The organism is Moorella glycerini, from assembly GCF_009735625.1.
Taxonomy (GTDB): domain Bacteria; phylum Bacillota; class DSM-521; order Neomoorellales; family Neomoorellaceae; genus Neomoorella; species Neomoorella glycerini.
Map to the genome: position 1 here is coordinate 1,788,517 of NZ_CP046244.1, position 19,806 is coordinate 1,808,322.

Sequence of the window (19,806 nt, forward strand, 5' to 3'; positions counted from 1 at the left end):
ACCGGCAATTGCCGGCAATTTTTTAACGTGGATGTTAAAGGCAGGCCAGAGATGTTAAATTAAGGCGATTATTCATTAATGATACTTGAGGCCTGTCAATTTTTCGGTTAAAATGGTAGCAGGCGGGAAGAGGAGTGGTCCCGGTGTCGGTGGCACCAGAAGTGGCAGTTTTGCTGGATCGCCTGCGTAACCACAGTATGACGACTTACCAGCATTCCTGTAATGTCGGCAATCTGGCCTGCGCCCTGGCCGAGGGGCTGGGGCTCCAGCAGGAAGAAGTGAACATTATTACCATAGGGGGGCTCTTGCACGATATAGGCAAGGCGCGGGTGCGGGCGGCCATTCTTCACAAGGCGGCCCGTTTGACGGCGGCCGAGTGGGAGGTCATGCGCCGGCACCCGGAATTTGGCGTTCAAATCCTGGCTGGTAATGAGAAGTTTGAGGTTCTTGAGCCGCTGGTGGCCTACCATCATGAACGCTGGGACGGGCAGGGTTATTATGGCCTGGGGGGCAGCGATATTCCCCTGGGAGCCCGCATTATTGCCCTGGCCGATGCCTTTGATGCCATGACTTCCTGCCGGGCCTACCAGTATTCCAAGAATTTGCTGGACGGCATCCAGGAGCTGGCGGCGGGGGCGGGCAAGCAGTTTGACCCCCGCCTGGTGCAGCTTTTTTTTGATATTATGCCGGCCATTCTCAAACGCAACAGCCGCCGGGCTTCTTGAATGCAGATACCTGGTAAAAAGCCACCGGGCTTGAGATAAACCGGTGGCTTTAAATTTATGATTTTTTGCGTTCCTGGTAGGCCTGCAGCAACCTGGCACCGAGATCGTGGTTGTGGCGGCCGACCTGCATCAGGTAGGCGGAAACACTGCCTTCGTATTCGAAGTTTTCTCCCAGGAGAGCCAGCTCCAGGGCGCGGCGGGTGACGTTGATCACGCATTCTTCCTCGTGGTTGTCGCGGCAGTTCTGGCACTGCAATAGAACCTCAACCAGGGCAGCGATTAAATCCTGCTGGTAATAGACCCGGAAATCGTCCTGGGGGACAAGTTCATGTCCCCGGGGAATGCGGACGGTGTTTTTCTGCCGGGCATAGGCCAGGACCGTCTGGGCGAAACCAATCAGGCAGTGGGCTTTACTACAGGTACCACATTCAGCCTCGGTCTTGCAGCAGCGATCAATAACCCCCTGGATCTTGTCCAGGTCAACATTGCGGGCAGTCATCTTCTAGACCTCCAATCTTAAAACCCGGCGAAGGCAAGAAAGTCATTTTCCTGCGGCGGCCGGTACCGGGCCAGGAAATCCTCCGGTGGCAGGAATGGTTCCAGCCCCACCCGGGCGATGGTGTTGCAGAGGCGCTCCCGGGGTTCGGCCAGGGAGTCATAACGTTCCAGGATCCAGGCTAGGAGGTTCTCGACCCCCTTGCCGGTTATGCCGGTGGCAATCCGGGTGGCATGGATGGGTTTGCGGCTGCCGCCCCGCCCCCCTAAATAGACGTCGTAGGTATCGTTGCCGGTGGCAATAATGCCGTAGTCGGCACACTGGGGATCGGTGCAGCCCCGGTGGCAGCCGGCCAGGGCGATTTTAAAATCGCAGGGGGTGGGCCGGTTCATAAAGCGGTCCTGGAGTACGCCCCCCAGCTCAAAGACATCACTTAAAGAGCGCTGGCAGAGGTCTTTGTTGCCGGCGCAGGCTTTGATGTTGCGGACGATTTCGCCAAAGACACCAACCTGTAAGCCCAGGGCGGTAACGCTGGCCCGCAGGTCTTCCAGCCTGTCTTCCGGGATGATAAAAATCAGGGTCTGGCGGGTCGTCAATTTGCAGTACTGGCAGTCAAGGGCACGAGCCAGGTCGCCAAGGCCGGCCAGCTGGGCAGGGGTAAGTATACCGCATCTGGCCACGATACCCACGCCCAGGTAGCCGGAGCGCTGCTTAAAAATAGCATCACCCATACTTCCACCTCCATTGTTGTCAGTAGTAGTTCTCCATAAGAGCAGGAAATCCTGCTTATAAGGTAAACTTTACCGGGCCATACTAAAGTGGAAGCCTGCAAGGAAAGTCGTCCTCTCCAGGAAGAAGGCAGAAAAGGGGTTTGCCAGAAGATTCTTGCCAAAGGAGGAGAACAAAGATGGGCGCCGATAATGCCCCGCTGAGTTACCGCTGCAGCCGTTGCGGCAATACCTTTATGGTCAATCCGGGCAGCGCCAGTATCTGTCCTGTCTGCGGTTTTAACTGTGGCCCTGACAAGTGCCGGCGGCTGGAAACCTCTGATGAAGGTTATTAAAATAATATAATAAAGAAAGGGGGAACCGGGGCATGCTGGCAACAGAACTAAAAGATTGGGCTGTACGCCGGGGCCTGGTCCTGGGGATAGCCCCGGTCCGGCCCTTTGAACGGGGTGAAGCGGCTTTAAAATGGCGGGCGGAAAGGGGTCTTAGGACCCCTTTTGCCAGTGGTCGCCCGGAAGAACGCTGCCAGCCCTGCCTTCTTTACCCGGCGGCCCGTTCCCTGGTAGTGGTAGCCCGGCCCCACCCGGAGCCGGCCGGGCCACCGGGCCCGGGAGAGGGGCTGATTGCCCGTTACGCCCTGGGACCGGATTACCATGCTGTACTGCAGGGCCATCTCCGGGACCTGGCCGGCCTTTTACAGCAGGGCGGGGCCGGCCTGGCAGCCATCCAGGTTGACAGCGGCCCCCTGCTGGAAAGGGAGGCTGCCTGCCTGGCCGGCCTGGGTTATTATGGCGCCAGCTGCAACCTGATTATCCCGGGCCTGGGGTCGGGCGCCTCCCTGGGCCTCGTTATCACCGACCTGGAACTGGAACCCGGTGTACCCCTGGAACCAGCTGTCTGCGAGGATTGCGGCCGGTGCCTGGCGGCCTGCCCGGCGGGAGCTTTAGTGGCCCCCGGCCGCCTGGACCCGGAACGCTGCCTGTCCTACCTGACCCAGAAACGGGGGGTGATCCCGGCAGAACTGCGCCCCCTCTTTGGGCGATATATCTGGGGTTGTGATGCCTGCCAGGAAGTCTGCCCGGCCAACCGGCGGGAGAGGGCGGCATTACGAGAGGTGGCCCGCCGGCAGGAGGGAAGGGTAGGAGTAGTGGCCGGGGGAGGTCAGGAACTAACCTGGCCGGACCTGGCTACCATCATTACTATGGATAAGGAGCAATTTAATCGAACCTTTGGTCCCACGGCCCTGGCCTGGCGGGGGAAAACGGTGCTCCAGCGCAATGCCGCCATTGCCCTGGGCAATCTGGGTGACCCCGGAGCCATGGCATCTTTAGCGCAGGCCCTCCGGGCCCCGGCTGCGATGTTGCGGGGGCATGCGGCCTGGGCCCTGGGGCGCCTGGGTGCGGCCGGTCGCCCGGCCCTGGAAAAGGCCCGCCGGGAAGAAACAGACCCCTGGGTGCGCCGGGAGATTGAGCAGGCCTTAGCTTTCCTGTAGAAGGCGGCGGGCGGCGGAGTGCAGAAAAAACCCCGGTTTGCTACTTTAAAATTTTAAAGGCCTCCGGTTCGGCCACAAAGGCCTCGTACAATGATTTATTTTTAACAATACTTACGGGCTGGGTGAGATTAGGGGCGGCCACCATTTTTAGGGCTACCGCATTTTGGTAATGGTTATTTTTTACAAAGTCCCCCTTGCCGTCTTCCCCTTCTAGATAGTAATAGGCGGCACCACGTTTCTCCCGGAAGGGACCATAAAGGGAAGAAAAGTGGCTCTCAATGAGATTGGCCATGACCAGGGGCTGGCTACCGGGGTTGATGGTTACATGACCATAGGCCGGAGGGATAAAGACCTTGTCGCCTTTTTTGGCTTCGACGGCCATAATTTCTTCTACTTCACCGCTGCGGTTATTTTTCTGCAGCAGGTAAATGGCTTCCCCGTCAAGTACCTCGTAGTACTCGGGATAGGTTTCGGAAGAGTGGGGTTTCAGTGGGTGAAAGTGCCCCACGGTTTTAATATACTCTTTACCAATGGTACCCGGTAAGATAACGGTGATATCGTAACGGATGTCGTGCTGCTGGTATAAATCCCGGTCCTTTTCCAGGCAGACGCCCCGGTACATGTAATAAAGGGGCCGGTCGCTGGGCGGGACATCGGCATAGAGTACCGGCAGGGCATCAGCGAGGCGCCGGATGTCTGGCTCCGGGGCTACTACCCCGGCGGCAAAAGTTAAAAGACCACTGGCTTCCAGGGTAAAATGCTTGCCGAAAATCATGGAGGATAACCTCCCCGGATTATTTTCTTTTCCATTATAACCTAATGGCCCTGAAAAACAACCCTTTTTTGGCCAGGGACGCCATTGCGGTTAATAGTCAGGCCTGCCTTTGCCCGTACATCTCCCGGAAGATGCGGGTGATAACTGTTTTTTCTTCTTCATCAAACAGGCGGGTCACGGAAAATTCTACCACGGTGGTCAGGGTACCATCGGGCAGTTCGTAAATCTCTGACTTGACAATATGGCCGTAGCCCAGGACCTCCTCGCTTTTAGTAACAATCAGGGCTTCCATACCCACCGGATGGGCCAGTTTATGGCCCTGGCGGAAAAAACCCAGGATAATATTACCACTGGTGCGCTTCCACAGGAGCAGGTTTTCGCCGTCGCCCTTTTGCTCGTTGGGTTTTTGCGGCAATTCATCCACCGGCAGGCGGATCAGCCAGGTAAACTCGTACTTGTACCCCAAACCCATCACCTCGCCGATATTTTTTACCGTTCCTCATATAATCATTCGGCTTTGCTCCTTAGTTTTCCTGCTCCTGTCAGTACCCTTCTTTTTCCGGTCCTTCATACATATTATATAATACTCCTACCTTATACTCGCTGCTATTTTTCCCTGGAAGGGAGGAAGGGCCGGTGAAAATCCTGGAACGTCTGGAGGAATACCGCCAGGAAGCCAAAAAGTTATACTGGGAAGGCACCTTTGCCGATTACCTGGCCATGGTGATTAAGAATCCCAGGCTGGCGCGGCTGGCCCATGCCCGGATATATGACATGATTGCTGCTGCCGGGGTGGAAGAAGTTGACGGCGTTAAGCGCTATCGCTTTTTTAGCGAAGAGATCTTCGGTCTGGAACGCACCCTGGAAAAACTGGTGGAAGAGTATTTTCATTCGGCCGCCTGCCGGCTGGATGTGCGCAAGCGCATCCTGCTCCTCATGGGGCCGGTCAGCGGCGGCAAGTCGACCATTGTGACTATGCTTAAACGGGGCCTGGAAAGGTACAGCCAGACCGACGCCGGGGCCATCTATGCCATTAAAGGTTGCCCCATGCACGAAGAACCCCTGCACCTCATTCCCCGGGAGTTACGGCCGGAGTTCCAGAAGGAATACGGCATCTATATCGAAGGTAGCCTCTGCCCCGTCTGCCAGCTGCTGGTCGAAGAGAAATATGACGGCCGGGTAGAGGAGGTACCGGTGGAACGCATCGTCCTTTCGGAAGAGAAACGGGTCGGCATCGGTACCTTCAGCCCTTCTGACCCCAAGTCCCAGGATATTGCCGAACTCACCGGTAGCATCGATTTTTCCACCATTGCCGAATACGGTTCCGAATCGGACCCCCGGGCCTATCGCTTTGACGGCGAGCTCAATATAGCCAACCGGGGAATTATGGAATTCCAGGAAATGCTAAAATGTGATGAGAAATTCCTGTATAACCTGCTCAGCCTTTCCCAGGAAGGTAACTTTAAGGCTGGCCGCTTTGCTTTGATCTCGGCGGACGAGGTCATAATTGCCCACACCAATGAAGCGGAATACCGGGCCTTTATCAGCAACCCCAAAAATGAAGCCCTGCAGTCTAGAATTATGGTTATTCCTATTCCTTATAACCTGAAGGTGCGGGATGAGGTAAAGATTTATCAAAAACTGATCCGCCAGAGCGATATTACCGTCCACATTGCCCCCTTTGCCCTCCAGGCGGCAGCCATCTTTTCCATCCTGTCCCGCCTGAAGGAATCGAAAAAACAGGGTATGGACCTCTTAAAGAAGATGAAGCTTTATGATGGTGAGGATGTGGAGGGCTTCAAGCAAAAGGACGTCCTGGAACTCATGAATGAAGTCGAGGGGGAGGGCATGAGCGGCGTCGACCCCCGCTATGTCATTAACCGCATTTCCAGCGCCCTGATAACTGCCGATACCCGCTGCATCAATGCCCTGGATATCCTGCGGGCTTTGAAGGACGGCCTGGACCAGCACCCCTCCATTACCAGGGAAGAAAAGGAGCGCCTCATTAATTTCATTGCCCTAGCGCGCCAGGAATACGACGAATACGCCAAGAAGGAAGTCCAGCGGGCCTTTGTTTACTCCTATGAAGAATCGGCCCGGGCCCTGTTTAACAACTACCTGGATAATGTGGAGGCCTTTGTCAACAAGACCAAGGTCCGCGACCCCATTACCGATGAAGAACTGGACCCCGATGAAAAACTCATGCGTTCCATTGAAGAACAAATTGGCGTTACTGAAAACGCCAAGAAGGCCTTCCGGGAAGAGATCCTCATCCGCCTTTCTTCCTATGCCCGTAAAGGCAAGACCTTCGATTATAATTCCCACGAGCGCCTGCGGGAGGCCATTGAGAAAAAGCTTTTTGCCGACATGAAGGATATCATCAAGATTACCACTTCCACCCGGACGCCGGACCCGGAACAGTTGAAGCGTATCAATGCCGTTATCGACCGCCTCATTTCCCAGCATGGCTATTGCCCGGTCTGCGCCAACGAGCTATTGAAATACACCGGCAGTCTCTTAAATCGCTAAGTGGAGTGATGGCCGTGGATATCCAGTATAGTCTGTCGCGGGAAGACTGGTCCCTGCACCGGAAAGGCTACCTGGACCAGCAGCGGCACCAGGAAAAGGTACGGGAAGCCATCAAAAAAAATCTACCCCAGATAATCACCGAAGAAAGCATCATCATGGGCAAGGGCAAAAAGGTGGTCCGGGTACCCATCAGGAGCCTGGCGGAGTACCACTTCCGCTTCAATTACAACCAGGGCCGGAACATTGGCCAGGGCAGCGGCGGTACCCAGAAGGGAACGGTCATCGGCCGCGAGGCCCCTGAGGGTGCCGGTAAAGGCCCGGGAGCGGGCGACCAGCCGGGAGTTGATTACTATGAAGCCGAGGTGACCCTGGAGGAAGTCCAGGAGATGCTTTTCCAGGATCTAGAACTCCCCAATCTCCAGGAGAAGAAAAAACCCGTCCTGGCTTCCCCCACCTATGAATTTCGCGACGTCCGCCGCAAAGGCCTCATGGGTAACCTGGATAAGAAACGCACCCTCCTGGAGAACCTCAAACGCAATGCCATGAAGGGCAAGCTCTGCATTGGCGGCATCACCCCGGAGGACCTGCGTTTTAAAACCTGGGAGGAAAAAATGCGCTATGAAACCAGTGCCGTGGTCCTGGCCATGATGGATACCTCCGGCAGCATGGGAACCTATGAGAAGTATATCGCCCGGACCTTCTTTTTCTGGATGGTGCGTTTCCTGCGCAGCAAGTACCAGCAGGTGGAAATTGTCTTCATTGCCCACCATACCCAGGCCAGGGAAGTAACCGAAGCAGAATTCTTTGCCAAGGGCGAAAGCGGCGGCACCCGCTGTTCTTCGGCCTACCAGCTGGCCCTGGAGATTATTGACAAGCGTTATCCCCCGGCCGATTATAATATCTACCCCTTTCATTTTACGGACGGCGATAATCTTCCCAGCGATAACGAGGCCTGCCTGGAAGCCGTCCGGCTGCTCTTGCCCAAAATCAATCTCCTGGGCTACGGGGAGATTGTTAACCCCTATTACCGGACCAGCACCCTGATGAACGTCCTGAAACGCATCAAGGATGAACGCCTGGTGACAGTGGCCATCAAGGATAAAAGCGAGGTCTACCAGGCATTACGGCAGTTTTTTGCTGGTGCAAGAGGGAGGGAATCAGGTGGAACAAGAATTTAAAGCCCTTGCTAAAGCCATCGAAGCTATCCACAACCAGGCCAGGAAATTTGGCCTGGACTTTTTTCCCATGCGTTTTGAACTCTGCCCGGCCGATGTGATTTATGCCTTTGGTGCCTACGGTATGCCGACCAGGTTCACCCATTGGACTTTTGGCAAACACTTCTATAAGATGAAGCTCCAGTATGACTTCAACCTCAGCCGCATCTATGAACTGGTTATCAACTCCGACCCCTGCTATGCCTTTTTACTGGAGGGTAACGAACTGATCCAGAATAAGCTGGTTATTGCCCACGTCTTTGCCCACAGTGACTTTTTTAAGAATAATATCCACTTTGCCCCGACCTCTCGCCAGATGGTGGAAACCATGGCCGTCCATGCTGCTAAAATCAGGGAGTATGAGTTTAAATACGGCCACCGGGAAGTGGAGATTTTCCTCGACGCCGCCCTGTCCATCCAGGAACATATCGAGCCCCCCACCATCTTTCCGGTAGCGGAAGAGGAGGGGGAGAAGGAAAAGGGGCCTTCCCGCCCTCGGGAGACACCCTATGATGATCTGTGGGCCCTGGATGGCAAACCGAAGGAACAGCCCAGGGAACGTACCCGGAAAATACCACCGCGGCCAACCAAGGATATGCTGGCCTTCATCATGAACAACAGCCCCGAACTGGAGGACTGGCAGCGGGATATCCTGGCTATAGTCCGGGAAGAAATGCGGTATTTCTGGCCCCAGATGGAGACTAAGATTATTAACGAAGGCTGGGCCACCTACTGGCACGCCCGCATTATGCGGGAACTGGATTTAACAGAAGAAGAAACCATCGAATTTGCCCATCTCCATGCCAGCGTTACCCAGCCGGGTAAAATGCACATCAATCCTTATTATGTGGGAAGCAAGATCTTTGAGGACATTGAGAAGCGCTGGGATAGTCCCAGCCAGGAAGACCGGGAACGCTACGGCCGCCAGGGCGGTGAGGGCCGGGCTAAAATCTTTGAGGTCCGTACCTGTGAAAACGATATCTCCTTCCTGCGCAACTACCTGACCAGGGAACTGGTGGAAGAGCTGGACCTCTTTCTTTACCAGAAGGTAGGAGCAGAATGGGTAGTCGTGGAGAACGACTGGGAAAAAGTGCGGGATGGCCTGGTCGGCCGCCTCACCAACTGCGGTTTTCCCTATATCGTCGTTGAGGATGGCGACTACCAGCGCCGGGGCGAGCTCTACCTCAAGCATTGCTATGAAGATCTGGAGCTGGATGTCCCTTACCTGGAAAAGACCCTGCCCTACATTTACCTTTTGTGGGGCCGGCCGGTCCACCTGGAAACCGTCATTGACGGCAAGACGGCTGTTTTTAGCTATGACGGCAAGAAAAATAGCCGCCGCTAATTTCCAGGCAGGATTTCCTTTTTTAATGTGGAAATAACTTTATTATGTGCGGCTGGGGAAACCTTGAGGAGGAATGGTTATCACAGCTGGCCGAAATGAAAATGCTGGGGGTCAGGGGTTGCCTCTGACTTCTGATATGGGGGAGTACGGTTTGTACTGGAATGAAAGATACGAGTGCCTGCCGGAGGATGAATTAAGGGAACTCCAGGTGGAGCGCCTCCAGGCGACGGTCAAAAGGGCCTTTTTTAACGTTCCCTTTTACCGTAAGGCCTTCCAGGCCATTGGAATAGAACCGGGCGATATCAAGAGCCTGGATGATCTCCAGAAATTACCTTTTACCACCAAACAGGATTTACGGGACAATTATCCCTTCGGCATGTTTGCCGTGCCCATGAGCGAAGTGGTGCGCATCCACTCCTCATCCGGTACGACAGGGAAACCGACGGTGGTCGGTTATACCCGCCATGATATTGACGTCTGGGCCGAGCTCATGGCCCGGGCCCTGGTTTGCGGCGGGACAACCCGGCACGATATTATCCAGAACGCCTATGGTTACGGCCTCTTTACCGGCGGCCTGGGGATTCATTATGGGGCGGAACGCCTGGGCGCATCTGTTATCCCTATCTCCGGTGGTAATACCAGGCGCCAGATAATGATCATGAAGGATTACGGCAGTACGGTTCTTACCTGTACTCCCTCTTATGCCCTGCATATTGCCGAGGTAATGGCCGAGATGGGTATCAGCCCGGAGGAGTTAAAACTCCGCTGCGGTATTTTTGGTGCCGAACCCTGGTCGGAAAACATGCGCCAGGAGATCGAGAAACGGTTAGGGATCAGCGCTGTTGATATTTACGGACTGAGCGAAGTTATCGGTCCCGGCGTAGGCATTGAGTGCCAGGAGAAGAACGGCCTGCACATTTTTGGCGACCACTTCCTGGTAGAAGTCATCGACCCGGTAACGGAAAAACCGGTGCCGCCGGGACAGCTGGGCGAGCTGGTCATTACGTCCCTAACTAAAGAGGCCCTGCCGGTCATCCGCTACCGGACCAGGGACATTACCAGCCTGATCCCCGGGACGTGTTCCTGCGGTCGCACCTACGTCCGGGTGGCCCGCTTCACCGGGCGGACGGATGACATGCTCATTATCCGCGGGGTCAATGTCTTTCCCTCCCAGGTGGAGAGCGTCCTGCTGGAAATGGGCGGTACCGAGCCCCATTACCTCCTCATTGTCGACCGCCAGGGAGCCCTGGACACCCTGGAGGTCAAGGTGGAGGTTTCGGACTCCCTTTTCTCCGATAAAGTCCGGGGCCTGGAGGAACTGGAAAAACGGCTGGTCAATGAGCTGGAAAGCACCCTGGGCATCAGCGTAAAAGTCACCCTGGTGGAGCCCAAAACCATTGAGCGCAGCGAGGGGAAAGCAGTCAGGGTGATTGACAAGCGGAAGATATGAGGGGAGGCGCGTCTATGAAAATCAAACAGCTCTCGGTATTCCTGGAGAACAAGTCGGGCCGGCTGGCGGCAGTAACGCGCCTGCTGGCCGGGCAGGGGATCAACATCCGCGCCCTGTCCATTGCCGACACTTCTGACTTTGGCATCTTACGCCTCATCGTCAACGATCCAGAACAGGCCTACGCCGTCCTGAAAGAAGCGGGTTTCACCGTCAGCCTCACCGAGGTCCTGGGGGTGGAGATGCCGGACAGGCCCGGGGGCTTGAGTAACATCCTGTCCATCCTGGAAGAAGCAGGCATCAACATCGAATACCTCTATGCCTTTATCGGTAAGGGCGATAACGGCGCCCTGGTGATCTTCCGCGTCGAAGAGCTAGATAAAGCTATTACGATTCTCCAGGATAAGGGAATTACTATTGTGGAGGGTGAAAAGATCTACCGCCTCTGAAGATCCTACCTATCCCTCCCCAGTATTATGAAGCATTCCTGTAATGAATTAAGGTAGGTGTTGCCAATAAAAAAGCCTCCTGGTAAAAAAATAATAGACCAAAACAAACAAACCCACCAGGAGGCGAGAAACCGAATGAATGAAGTGCAAAAGAAATTACTGGTCCATGGAGAAGTGATAATTGTCGGGATCGACGTAGCCAAGCACAATCACTGGGCACGGATCTATAACCAAATCGAACTGGATGTGGTCAAACCCTTCAAGTTTCATAATAGCAAAGAAGGCTATTATCGTCTAGTGGCAAAAATGGAAGAAGCCAAAGAAAAAGCCAGGGCAACAAAAGTAGTAATCGGCATGGAGCCCACCGGCCACTACTGGAAACCCTTAGCATGGTTTCTCCAGGAGCAGGGTTATACAGTAGTGATAGTCAATCCCTATCACGTCAAAAGGCGGAAAGAGGAAGTAGATAACTCCCCCACCAAGAACGACCGAAAAGACGCCGGGATAATAGCCAAAGTAGTCAAGGACGGGAATTTCCTCCACTGCCTTTTGCCCAAAGGAAAATATGCCGAACTAAGGAACCTGACCGTAACCCGGCGGCAGCAACGCCGGAAACTAAACAGCGCCTTAAACCAACTCCAGGCCATCCTGGACGAATACTTCCCCGAGCTGGGGCAAGTATTCAAAAACCTGTTAGGCAAAGCAGCCCAATGGGTCTTAAGGAACTGTCCCTTCCCCAGGTTAATATTAGCCTATAAACTCGAAGAATTAGCCACTGCATTAAAAGAAGCCAGTAACCACCGGGTAGGGATGAAAAGAGCCCAGGCCCTCTACCAGACGGCCCAGGGGTCCATAGGAGTAACCGAAGGATTAACCGGAGCCCAACACAAGCTAAACGCCTGCCTGGACGAAATAGCCTTTTACCAGAAGCAAATCGAGCAAACAGAAGCAGCCATGGCCGATATTTTGGCAGGAATAGATATCGCAGGCAATTTATTAAGCATCCCCGGTATAGGCCTGGTAACAGTAGCCGGCTTTTTAGGCGAAATAGGCGATCCCCAAAATTACGAGCACTGGAAGCAAATCCAAAAACTCGCCGGACTGAACTTAAGCGAACAAAGTTCCGGGCAGAAGAACGGGCAAAGCAAAATATCCAAACGCGGGCGAGCCGAATTAAGGAACCTGTTATACCAAGCCAGTCTAACTCTAGTAGCCAAGAACCGTGAATTTAAAGCGTTGTACCACTACTTCCTGACCAGGCGGGAAAACCCCTTAAAGAAAAAGCAGGCCTTAATAGCCATAGCCGTAAAATTGCTACGGGTGATGTACGGCCTGGCCAGGAAGAAAGAAAACTACGACTCTGACAAAGTGTTAGGCGACTATCGCCGCGCCCAATTACAGCAAGCAGCTTAAGTAAAAACCCAAACACAAGGTAAAAAGTCTTGGGTGGGGGAAGCCATATCATCTCCATAAGGGCATAGACCCTGCTTGTAAGTACTGGCACAACCCACCCGCCCTCAAAAGGCCGAACGAAGGAATGAAACAGGGCATAGACCCCGGGAGACATGATAGGGTAGCCGAGGGCAAGAAGTGGTGAGGGTAACTGCCCAAGACTTAAAGATTAAACCATCGTCTTGTTGTTGTGGACGATGATGGAGGCTTAGTCTGCCCTTTTGGACTTCATCATAAAAAATGAAAATCTAAGAGAGCAGGAGATTTAACGAGCTAGAAGCAAATTATTGAGATAGGAGATGAAACTAAGTGGCCACTGCACCTCAATGCCGGGAAGCCATCCTGGCCATTAAGCCCTACGTACCCGGTAAACCCATTGAAGAAGTCCAGCGGGAACTGGGAGTTAAGGACGTAATTAAACTGGCATCTAATGAGAATCCCCTGGGTCCCTCGCCGGATGCCGTCCAGGCTTTACGGGAGGCCAGCGAGAGGGTTTACCTGTACCCGGACGGAAACTGTTATTACCTGAAAAATGCCCTGGCGGAGAAACTGGGTGTTTCCCCGGAAAACATCATTGTGGGCAACGGAACTGATGAGATCTTAAAAATGCTGGCCGAGGCCTACGTTAACCCCGGGGATGAAATAGTCGTCGCCGACCCTACTTTCTCCGAGTATGAGTTTGCCGCCCAGGTCATGGCCGGTCGAGCTATCAAGGTGCCCTGCCGTAGTTTCCGCCATGACCTGAAGGCCATGGCCGCAAGCTTAACCCCACGGACAAGACTGGTCTTCGTATGTAACCCCAACAACCCCACGGGAACCATTGTCGGCCAGGTGACCCTGGACAGCTTTTTAAAGGAAGTACCCCCTTCCGTCCTGGTGGTTCTGGATGAAGCCTATGCCGATTATGTAACGGCCGAGCACTATCCTGATAGCCTGGCCTATATCCGCCGCGGGCGGGCCAACGTCATTGTCCTGCGCACCTTCTCGAAAATTTACGGCCTGGCGGGCCTGCGGGTGGGCTACGGTGTGGCCGTGCCGGAGATTATCAGGAACCTGAACCGGGTGCGGGAGCCCTTTAACGTTAATCTCCTGGCCCAGGCGGCGGCCATTGCCGCCCTCAAGGATGAGGCCCATCTCAAGAAGAGCCGGGAGGTAAATACTGAGGGCAAACAGTACCTCTACGAACAGTTTACAGCCCTGGGCTTGCAATATGTACCTACAGAAGCCAATTTCATCTTTGTCGACATCCAGCGGGACAGCCGCGCCGTTTTCCAGGAGCTTTTAAAAAGAGGTGTGATTGTCCGTACCGGCGATATCTTTGGCTATGATACTTACCTGCGGGTGACGATAGGTACACGGCGGCAAAATGAACGCTTTATCCAGGACCTGCGGGAAGTTTTGGGTCAGGCGTAAAAATCAGGAATATATCCCTCCTTTCCTTGATATTTATGTTATAGCAGGATTGAAAGGAGGGATTTTTTTGCGGGCAGGCAGGTGCTTAGCAGTTGCAGTGAGCTTGTTGCTTGTAGTTGCTCTGGCGAGCGGGTGCGGTTTAACAGACAGGTTGACAGGCAAGTCACGGTCCCAGGTCCAGGTCCAGTTGCCGCCGCCGGAAACCAGCACACCGGCAACCGGGGCCGAGGTAAAGAAAGAAAACACCAAAACTACCCAGGTTGTCCTCTATTTCAGCGACCCTACCGGGAATTACCTGGTGGCCGAGAAACGCACCATCCCGCTGGTAGAGGGTATTGCCCGGGCAACCATTGAGGAACTGATTAAAGGCCCGGGACCGGGTTCGCAGCTCCTGCCGACTATTCCCAAGGGGACGGTCCTGAAAGATATCAACATTCGCCCCGACGGATTGGCCAGGGTAGATTTCAGCAAGGAACTGGTGGCCAACCACAGCGGCGGCTCCCTGGGAGAAAGTTTAACCGTCTTTTCTATCGTCAATACCCTGACCCAGTTTCCAACGGTCAAGCAGGTCCAGTTCCTGGTGGACGGCCAGTATGTTAAAACCATTGCCGGCCATGTCGATGTCTCGGCAGCCATGAGCCGTAATGAAAGCCTGATCAAAAAGGAAGCCCAGTAAGCATTTGTTTAAAAGTGTCAAATAAATGGTGCCTCTCCGGGCACCATTTTTGTTTTTTCAACAAAAAAAGGCCACTGCGGGAGGAAAGGAACTGCGGCGCAGCGAATACTATGTTAGCCGCAAAAAATGAAAGGAGAAAGGAAGGGTGATGGACAGGCGCATATCGACCGGCCGGACAGGCTTTTTATTGTTACTGCTGGTGTTAATGTACATATTAACGCTGGGTATAAAGGCCCTGCCGGCCGTAGCCAGCCCCGGTGTTACCCTCATCCTCAACGGCACCCGCGTAGACCCGGCAGTACCGCCTTATATTGACAGCAATGGGCGCACCATGGTACCACTGCGCTTCGTTATGGAGTTTATGGGTGCCAGGGTTGACTGGGTAGAAGACGAACAGGGTATTGTCATACGCCGGGGGGCAACAACTTTAAAAATGTGGATTGGTAGCCGCCGGGCCTATGTAAATGGACAGGCCTTTCTGCTGGATACCACGCCGGTTTTAAAGGGTAACACGACCATGGTGCCGGTCCGTTTCATCTCCCAGGCCTTTGGCGGGCAGGTAGAATGGGATGCTACCTCCCAGACAGTCAGGATCACCCTGGGAACAGTTTCGAGTGCCAAGCAGGTGCGCCTGACGGGTAGCTATGTTAATATCCGCTCCGGCCCGGGGCTGGATTATAATATCATCGATGTCCTCCCCCTGGGGACGGTACTCAAGTTAATAGAAGAGATTACCGGGTGGTACCGGGTACAGTTAAATGGCGGCCGGCAGGGCTGGGTTGCAGCTGCCTATGCCGAGCCGGTCTATGATAATAACGATAATAACCCGCAGCAGGGCAACAACCCGCCCCCGGCCGGAAACAACCCCTCAGGCGGCACTCAACCTCGGGGGGAAAACCCGTCCTCTGGTGACGGCCAGCCGCCAGCCGGTCAACCCCTGGGCCTGGCGGTTATCGGCAGCCGGCCGGTAGCAATTTTGGCCGGCCCGAGCCCGGTGGAAAAACAGGTGGATACGGCCGCCGCCGGCAGCAAACTGCCTATCTGGCAGAAAAAGGGTGACTGGTGGCAGGTGGAAATGGCTAACGGCCAACGCGGCTGGCTGGCCAGCGCCCTGGCCGCCTTTGCGCCCTACGAACCGCCGGGAGGTGAGCCTGGTGGCCAACAGCCCGGCCTTCGCATTACCGGCATGACAGTAGCACCTGCAGGCGATGCCCTTCAGGTTACCATTAAAGCCAGCGGGATTTTTACTTATAAAACCTCCCGTTGGGAAAATCGCCTTATTGTCGACGTGCCCGGCGCCGTCCTGGCCGTACCGAAAGGGCAGGAAACGGTGGAGGTTAACCGTTCTCCCCTGGCCAGGGTCCGTTTGGGCCAGTTTACGGGGGACACTGTTCGCATCGTCTTTGATCTTACCGGGGCCGCCAGGCTGAGAGTCAAATCGGCTGACAAGAGCGGTACGATCTTTCTTATAGAGAAGCCATCACTTAATGGCAGTAAGATAGTCATTGATCCCGGTCACGGTACAGATACGAATGGCGCTGATCCTGGTGCCATTGGCCCTACCGGGGTTAAGGAAAAGGACGTCAACTTGGCTATGGCTCAGAAACTTGCCGCCCTGCTTCGCAGTGCGGGGGCCAGCGTTTACCTCACCCGCAATGGCGAGACCTGCCCCTATACCCTGGCGGGCCGGGCCTATTACGCCAATGATCTGGGTGCCGATCTTTTTATCAGCATCCACTCCAATGCTTCCTATAGCCCTGACGCTTCCGGCACGTCCACCTATTTCTATGCCCCGCCGGACACGGCTCTCGGGCAGCAAAGGGAAGAGCGCCGGCGCCTGGCTGCTACCATCCAGGCTGCCCTGGTAACAGCCACCGGGCGGAAAGACCTGGGTGTGCTGGAAGCCAATTTCTCGGTCTTACGCAATACCGACATGCCCTCGGTACTGGTAGAGGCAGCCTTTATTTCCAACCCCACCGAGGAACAGCTTTTGAATAGCCCGGCTTTCCAGGCCAGGGTAGCGGAGGGTATTTTTAAGGGGATCAGTGCCTACTTTGACGGTAATTAATTTTACCGCTAATTAGCCCCATGAGGGAGCCTGCAGTGACTTGCAGGCTCCCTGCTTCTTTGTTACAATGGGGGAGCAACGGCAACCTGCTGAGGGGGGATACCGGTGCTGGCCCTGGTAGGGGGGTATTTTTTAATTTTTTTGGCCCGGGTTACCGATGTCAGCCTGGCTACTTTAAGAATGCTCCTTTTAGTCAGGGGCAAACGCTTTTATGCTGCCGGTATCGGGCTCTTTGAAGTTACCATCTATGTACTGGCTTTAAAATATGTAGTTGACCGCTTAAACGATCCGGCAAGCCTTATTTTTTACGCCATGGGCTTTGCCACCGGAAATATTGTTGGTAGTCTCATTGAAGAAAAGGTGGCCCTGGGGCAGGTGACGGTCCAGGTAATTACCCTCCATAATCCCCTTGAACTGGCCGAAACTTTGCGGGCAGCCGGTTTCGGGGTTACCATAACTGAGGGCCAGGGCCGGGATGGGTGCCATCCCATTTTAAACCTTAATTTTCCCCGTAGACAGTTAAATACAATCCAGCAAATGGTAAATCATTGGGATCCAGGTGCCTTTGTAGTTGTCCATGAAGCAAGAACTTCTCATGGCGGTTTTTGCCGCTACCGCCGTAAAGGGAAATAAGCATTAACAGTGAACCTGCAAGCATATAATATGAGGTACTGGTCTTTATATTTAAGATAAGGACCTCGATAAGGAGTTGAGGGCGGTGCAGCCCGTCCAGCCAGTGGGAGTTTTTGATTCCGGAGTCGGGGGGTTGACGGTAGCCCGGGAAATTGCCCGGCAGCTACCGGCAGAAACCATTATTTACTTTGGTGATACGGCCCACGTACCTTATGGTTCACGAACTGTAGAGGAGCTGGTAGGTTTTGCCGATGCCATTGCCGGCTTTTTAATTGCCACAGGAGCCAAGGCTATTGTTGATGCCTGCAATACTACTTCGGCTGTAGCCCTGCCTTACCTGCAAAAAAAGTATCAGGTCCCGATTATCGGGGTAATTGAACCCGGAATAATAGAAGCTCTGCGGGCCACACAAAATGGCCGCATCGGTGTCATGGCCACTGAAGCTACCGTGGCCAGCAATGCCCACCGGGAAGCCCTCCTCGCCCGCTGCGGTGAAGTCCAGGTTTTTGCCAGGGCCTGTCCCAAACTGGTACCCCTGGTGGAAGCCGGACTGGTTTCCGGTCCCGAGGCAGAGGCGGCAGTGGCGGAGTACGTGGAACCCCTGGTAGAGGCGGGAATTGATACCCTGATCCTGGGGTGTACCCACTATCCCTTCCTGGCACCTGTTATCCAGGAAGTAGCCGGCCCGGGTGTAACTCTAATCGACCCGGCGGCAGCTACAGTACGGGAGTTAAAGGAGGTGCTGGCCGCCGGTGGCGGTTTAAGGGGGGCCCACTTCTCCCGGGCCCACAGTTTTTTTGTCAGCGGGGATGCCCGGGCGTTCAGTGAGGTGGGGTTCAAACTGGTGGGCTGGCCAGAACTCAAAGGCGCCAGGAAGCTGATACTGGAATAGGGGGTGGCGACCATGGCCTTGACCAGGGTAAAGGGGCGTAACCCCAGGGAGTTGCGCCCGGTGACAATAGAACGGCATTATCTTAAGTACGCTGAAGGCTCGGTATTGATAAGCATGGGTGACACGCGGGTCATCTGCAGTGCTACCGTGGAGGAAAAAGTACCACCCTTTTTACGCAACAGCGGCAGGGGCTGGATTACAGCCGAATATGCCCTGCTGCCGCGGTCGACCCAGGAGCGGACCGTCCGGGAAGCGACCCGGGGCCGCATCAGCGGCCGCACCCAGGAAATCCAGCGCCTGATTGGCCGGGCGTTACGCAGCGTCGTCGATACGGCGATTTTAGGCGAAAGGACCATCTGGCTTGATTGCGACGTCCTCCAGGCTGACGGCGGTACCCGGACGGCAGCCATTACCGGTAGTTTCGTAGCCCTGGCCGACGCCCTGGCCGGGCTGGTGGCGGCCGGGACCATACCCCGGCTGCCCCTCCAGGATTTCCTGGCGGCCGTCAGTGTAGGGCTCGTTGAAGGCGAACTGCTGCTGGACCTGGATTTTGAGGAAGATTCCCATGCCAGTGTTGATATGAATGTAGTTATGACCGGTTCCGGGCAACTGGTAGAGATCCAGGGTACGGCGGAAAAGCAACCCTTCAGCCGGGAAGAAATGGCCGCCATGCTCGACCTGGCCGGGGAAGGGATAGCCAGTTTAATTGCCATCCAGCGGCAGGTCCTGGGGCCCCTGGCGGGCCAGGTGGGGACAGGCCATGAGTAGGATAGTCGTAGCTACCGGTAACGAAGGGAAGGCCAGGGAATTCCGGGAGCTTCTGCGGGGACTGGATGTGGTTGTGGCAACCTTAAGGGATTTTCCAGGGTTGGAGCTTCCTGAGGAAACGGGCAATACCTTCGCCGAAAATGCCATTCTGAAGGCGCGTATGGTGGCAGAAGGCACCGGGCTACCGTCCCTGGGGGATGATTCCGGCCTGGAAGTGGATTTCCTTAAAGGAGCGCCGGGGGTTTATTCCGCCCGCTTTGCCGGCGAACCGGCTGATGACTGGCGGAATAACACTAAACTGCTCCAACTTTTAGCCGGTGTACCGTGGGAACAACGTACAGCCCGTTTCCGCTGTGCCCTGGCCCTGGTAACTCCCGGAGGAGATACTTACCTGGCTGAAGGCACCCTGGAAGGCTTCATCGCCCTGGAGCCCCGGGGTGACTACGGATTCGGTTATGACCCCCTGTTTTATCTGCCGGCATACGGTAAAACCCTGGCCGAACTGGGGGAGGAAATTAAAAACAATCTCAGCCACCGGGCCCGGGCCGTCCAGAACCTCTGGCCGGTTTTAAGCCGGCTGTGGCCGGGCGATAAAGCAGGCGATACAAGATATTAATGATTTCGCCCGGCAGTGGCAAACAGTGCTGACGCATCAACAAAAAATGCCTTGCGGTACCTGAATAAATAACAGGGTCAGAAAAAAA

The 19,806-nt window shown here is 54.9% G+C and carries 20 protein-coding genes; 16 read left to right on the forward strand and 4 right to left on the reverse strand.

The genetic code is table 11. The annotated features are described in order from the left end of the window. The first annotated feature begins 143 nt into the window (after positions 1 to 143). Positions 144 to 725 carry an HD-GYP domain-containing protein gene (locus tag MGLY_RS08760; protein ID WP_170290991.1) on the forward strand — a complete coding sequence of 194 codons (582 nt, stop codon included), beginning with the start codon at positions 144 to 146 and terminating at the stop codon, positions 723 to 725. 55 nt (positions 726 to 780) lie between these two features. On the opposite strand, the gene MGLY_RS08765 is transcribed toward MGLY_RS08760, so the two are convergent. Then, positions 781 to 1,224, reverse strand: coding sequence for a hypothetical protein (locus MGLY_RS08765; protein ID WP_156273110.1), 444 nt, complete (start codon positions 1,222 to 1,224; stop codon positions 781 to 783). A gap of 17 nt (positions 1,225 to 1,241) precedes the next feature. Continuing rightward, positions 1,242 to 1,952, reverse strand: coding sequence for a nitrite reductase (locus MGLY_RS08770; protein WP_156273112.1), 711 nt, complete (start codon positions 1,950 to 1,952; stop codon positions 1,242 to 1,244). Between the two features lie 176 nt (positions 1,953 to 2,128). On the opposite strand from MGLY_RS08770, the gene MGLY_RS08775 reads away from it, so the two are divergent. Continuing rightward, positions 2,129 to 2,284: a hypothetical protein gene (locus MGLY_RS08775; RefSeq protein ID WP_156273114.1), complete on the forward strand. Its 156-nt coding sequence runs from the start codon at positions 2,129 to 2,131 to the stop codon at positions 2,282 to 2,284. A 32-nt stretch (positions 2,285 to 2,316) separates the two neighbouring features. After that, the gene (gene queG, locus MGLY_RS08780) at positions 2,317 to 3,441 is read left to right on the forward strand and encodes a tRNA epoxyqueuosine(34) reductase QueG (protein ID WP_156273115.1); all 1,125 of its coding nucleotides are present in this window, start codon (positions 2,317 to 2,319) and stop codon (positions 3,439 to 3,441) included. A gap of 40 nt (positions 3,442 to 3,481) precedes the next feature. Here queG and MGLY_RS08785 read toward each other — a convergent pair whose 3' ends face one another. Then, complete coding sequence (locus MGLY_RS08785; RefSeq protein WP_156273117.1) at positions 3,482 to 4,216, reverse strand: glucose-6-phosphate isomerase family protein; 735 nt, start codon at positions 4,214 to 4,216, stop codon at positions 3,482 to 3,484. 97 nt (positions 4,217 to 4,313) lie between these two features. Then, entirely contained in the window at positions 4,314 to 4,688 is a 375-nt protein-coding gene (locus MGLY_RS08790; protein ID WP_156273119.1) for a hypothetical protein, read from the reverse strand. A 164-nt stretch (positions 4,689 to 4,852) separates the two neighbouring features. Between MGLY_RS08790 and MGLY_RS08795 the strand changes: the two genes are divergently transcribed. The 13 genes from MGLY_RS08795 (at position 4,853) to MGLY_RS08855 (ending at position 19,718) form a co-directional block, all read left to right on the forward strand. After that, positions 4,853 to 6,745 (forward strand): PrkA family serine protein kinase, encoded by a 1,893-nt coding sequence (locus MGLY_RS08795; protein ID WP_156273121.1) that lies wholly within the window; start codon positions 4,853 to 4,855, stop codon positions 6,743 to 6,745. Positions 6,746 to 6,753: 8 nt separating this feature from the next. Next, positions 6,754 to 7,923, forward strand: a complete 1,170-nt coding sequence (gene yhbH / locus MGLY_RS08800; RefSeq protein WP_170290993.1) for a sporulation protein YhbH — start codon at positions 6,754 to 6,756, stop codon at positions 7,921 to 7,923. Continuing rightward, positions 7,907 to 9,304, forward strand: a complete 1,398-nt coding sequence (locus tag MGLY_RS08805; protein WP_156273125.1) for a SpoVR family protein — start codon at positions 7,907 to 7,909, stop codon at positions 9,302 to 9,304. The genes yhbH and MGLY_RS08805 overlap by 17 nt, the downstream gene beginning before the upstream one ends. Positions 9,305 to 9,455: 151 nt before the next feature. Beyond that, complete coding sequence (locus MGLY_RS08810) at positions 9,456 to 10,754, forward strand: phenylacetate--CoA ligase (RefSeq protein ID WP_156276323.1); 1,299 nt, start codon at positions 9,456 to 9,458, stop codon at positions 10,752 to 10,754. Between the two features lie 14 nt (positions 10,755 to 10,768). Next, the gene (locus MGLY_RS08815; RefSeq protein ID WP_156273127.1) at positions 10,769 to 11,200 is read left to right on the forward strand and encodes an ACT domain-containing protein; all 432 of its coding nucleotides are present in this window, start codon (positions 10,769 to 10,771) and stop codon (positions 11,198 to 11,200) included. Positions 11,201 to 11,335: 135 nt separating this feature from the next. After that, positions 11,336 to 12,613: an IS110 family RNA-guided transposase gene (locus MGLY_RS08820; RefSeq protein WP_156273129.1), complete on the forward strand. Its 1,278-nt coding sequence runs from the start codon at positions 11,336 to 11,338 to the stop codon at positions 12,611 to 12,613. 348 nt (positions 12,614 to 12,961) lie between these two features. Further along, complete coding sequence (hisC, locus tag MGLY_RS08825; protein ID WP_156273131.1) at positions 12,962 to 14,065, forward strand: histidinol-phosphate transaminase; 1,104 nt, start codon at positions 12,962 to 12,964, stop codon at positions 14,063 to 14,065. 67 nt (positions 14,066 to 14,132) lie between these two features. Next, complete coding sequence (locus MGLY_RS08830) at positions 14,133 to 14,741, forward strand: GerMN domain-containing protein (RefSeq protein WP_156273133.1); 609 nt, start codon at positions 14,133 to 14,135, stop codon at positions 14,739 to 14,741. Positions 14,742 to 14,889: 148 nt separating this feature from the next. After that, entirely contained in the window at positions 14,890 to 16,809 is a 1,920-nt protein-coding gene (locus MGLY_RS08835) for an N-acetylmuramoyl-L-alanine amidase (protein WP_156276325.1), read from the forward strand. Positions 16,810 to 16,914: 105 nt separating this feature from the next. Further along, the gene (locus MGLY_RS08840; RefSeq protein ID WP_156273135.1) at positions 16,915 to 17,442 is read left to right on the forward strand and encodes a DUF2179 domain-containing protein; all 528 of its coding nucleotides are present in this window, start codon (positions 16,915 to 16,917) and stop codon (positions 17,440 to 17,442) included. Positions 17,443 to 17,527: 85 nt separating this feature from the next. Further along, a complete protein-coding gene (gene murI / locus MGLY_RS08845; protein ID WP_156273137.1) occupies positions 17,528 to 18,334 on the forward strand; it encodes a glutamate racemase in 807 nt (268 codons plus the stop codon). 12 nt (positions 18,335 to 18,346) lie between these two features. Next, positions 18,347 to 19,102: a ribonuclease PH gene (gene rph / locus MGLY_RS08850; protein WP_156273139.1), complete on the forward strand. Its 756-nt coding sequence runs from the start codon at positions 18,347 to 18,349 to the stop codon at positions 19,100 to 19,102. Continuing rightward, entirely contained in the window at positions 19,095 to 19,718 is a 624-nt protein-coding gene (locus MGLY_RS08855; protein ID WP_156273141.1) for an XTP/dITP diphosphatase, read from the forward strand. Before rph ends, MGLY_RS08855 begins: the two co-directional genes overlap by 8 nt. The last annotated feature ends 88 nt before the right edge of the window (positions 19,719 to 19,806 follow it).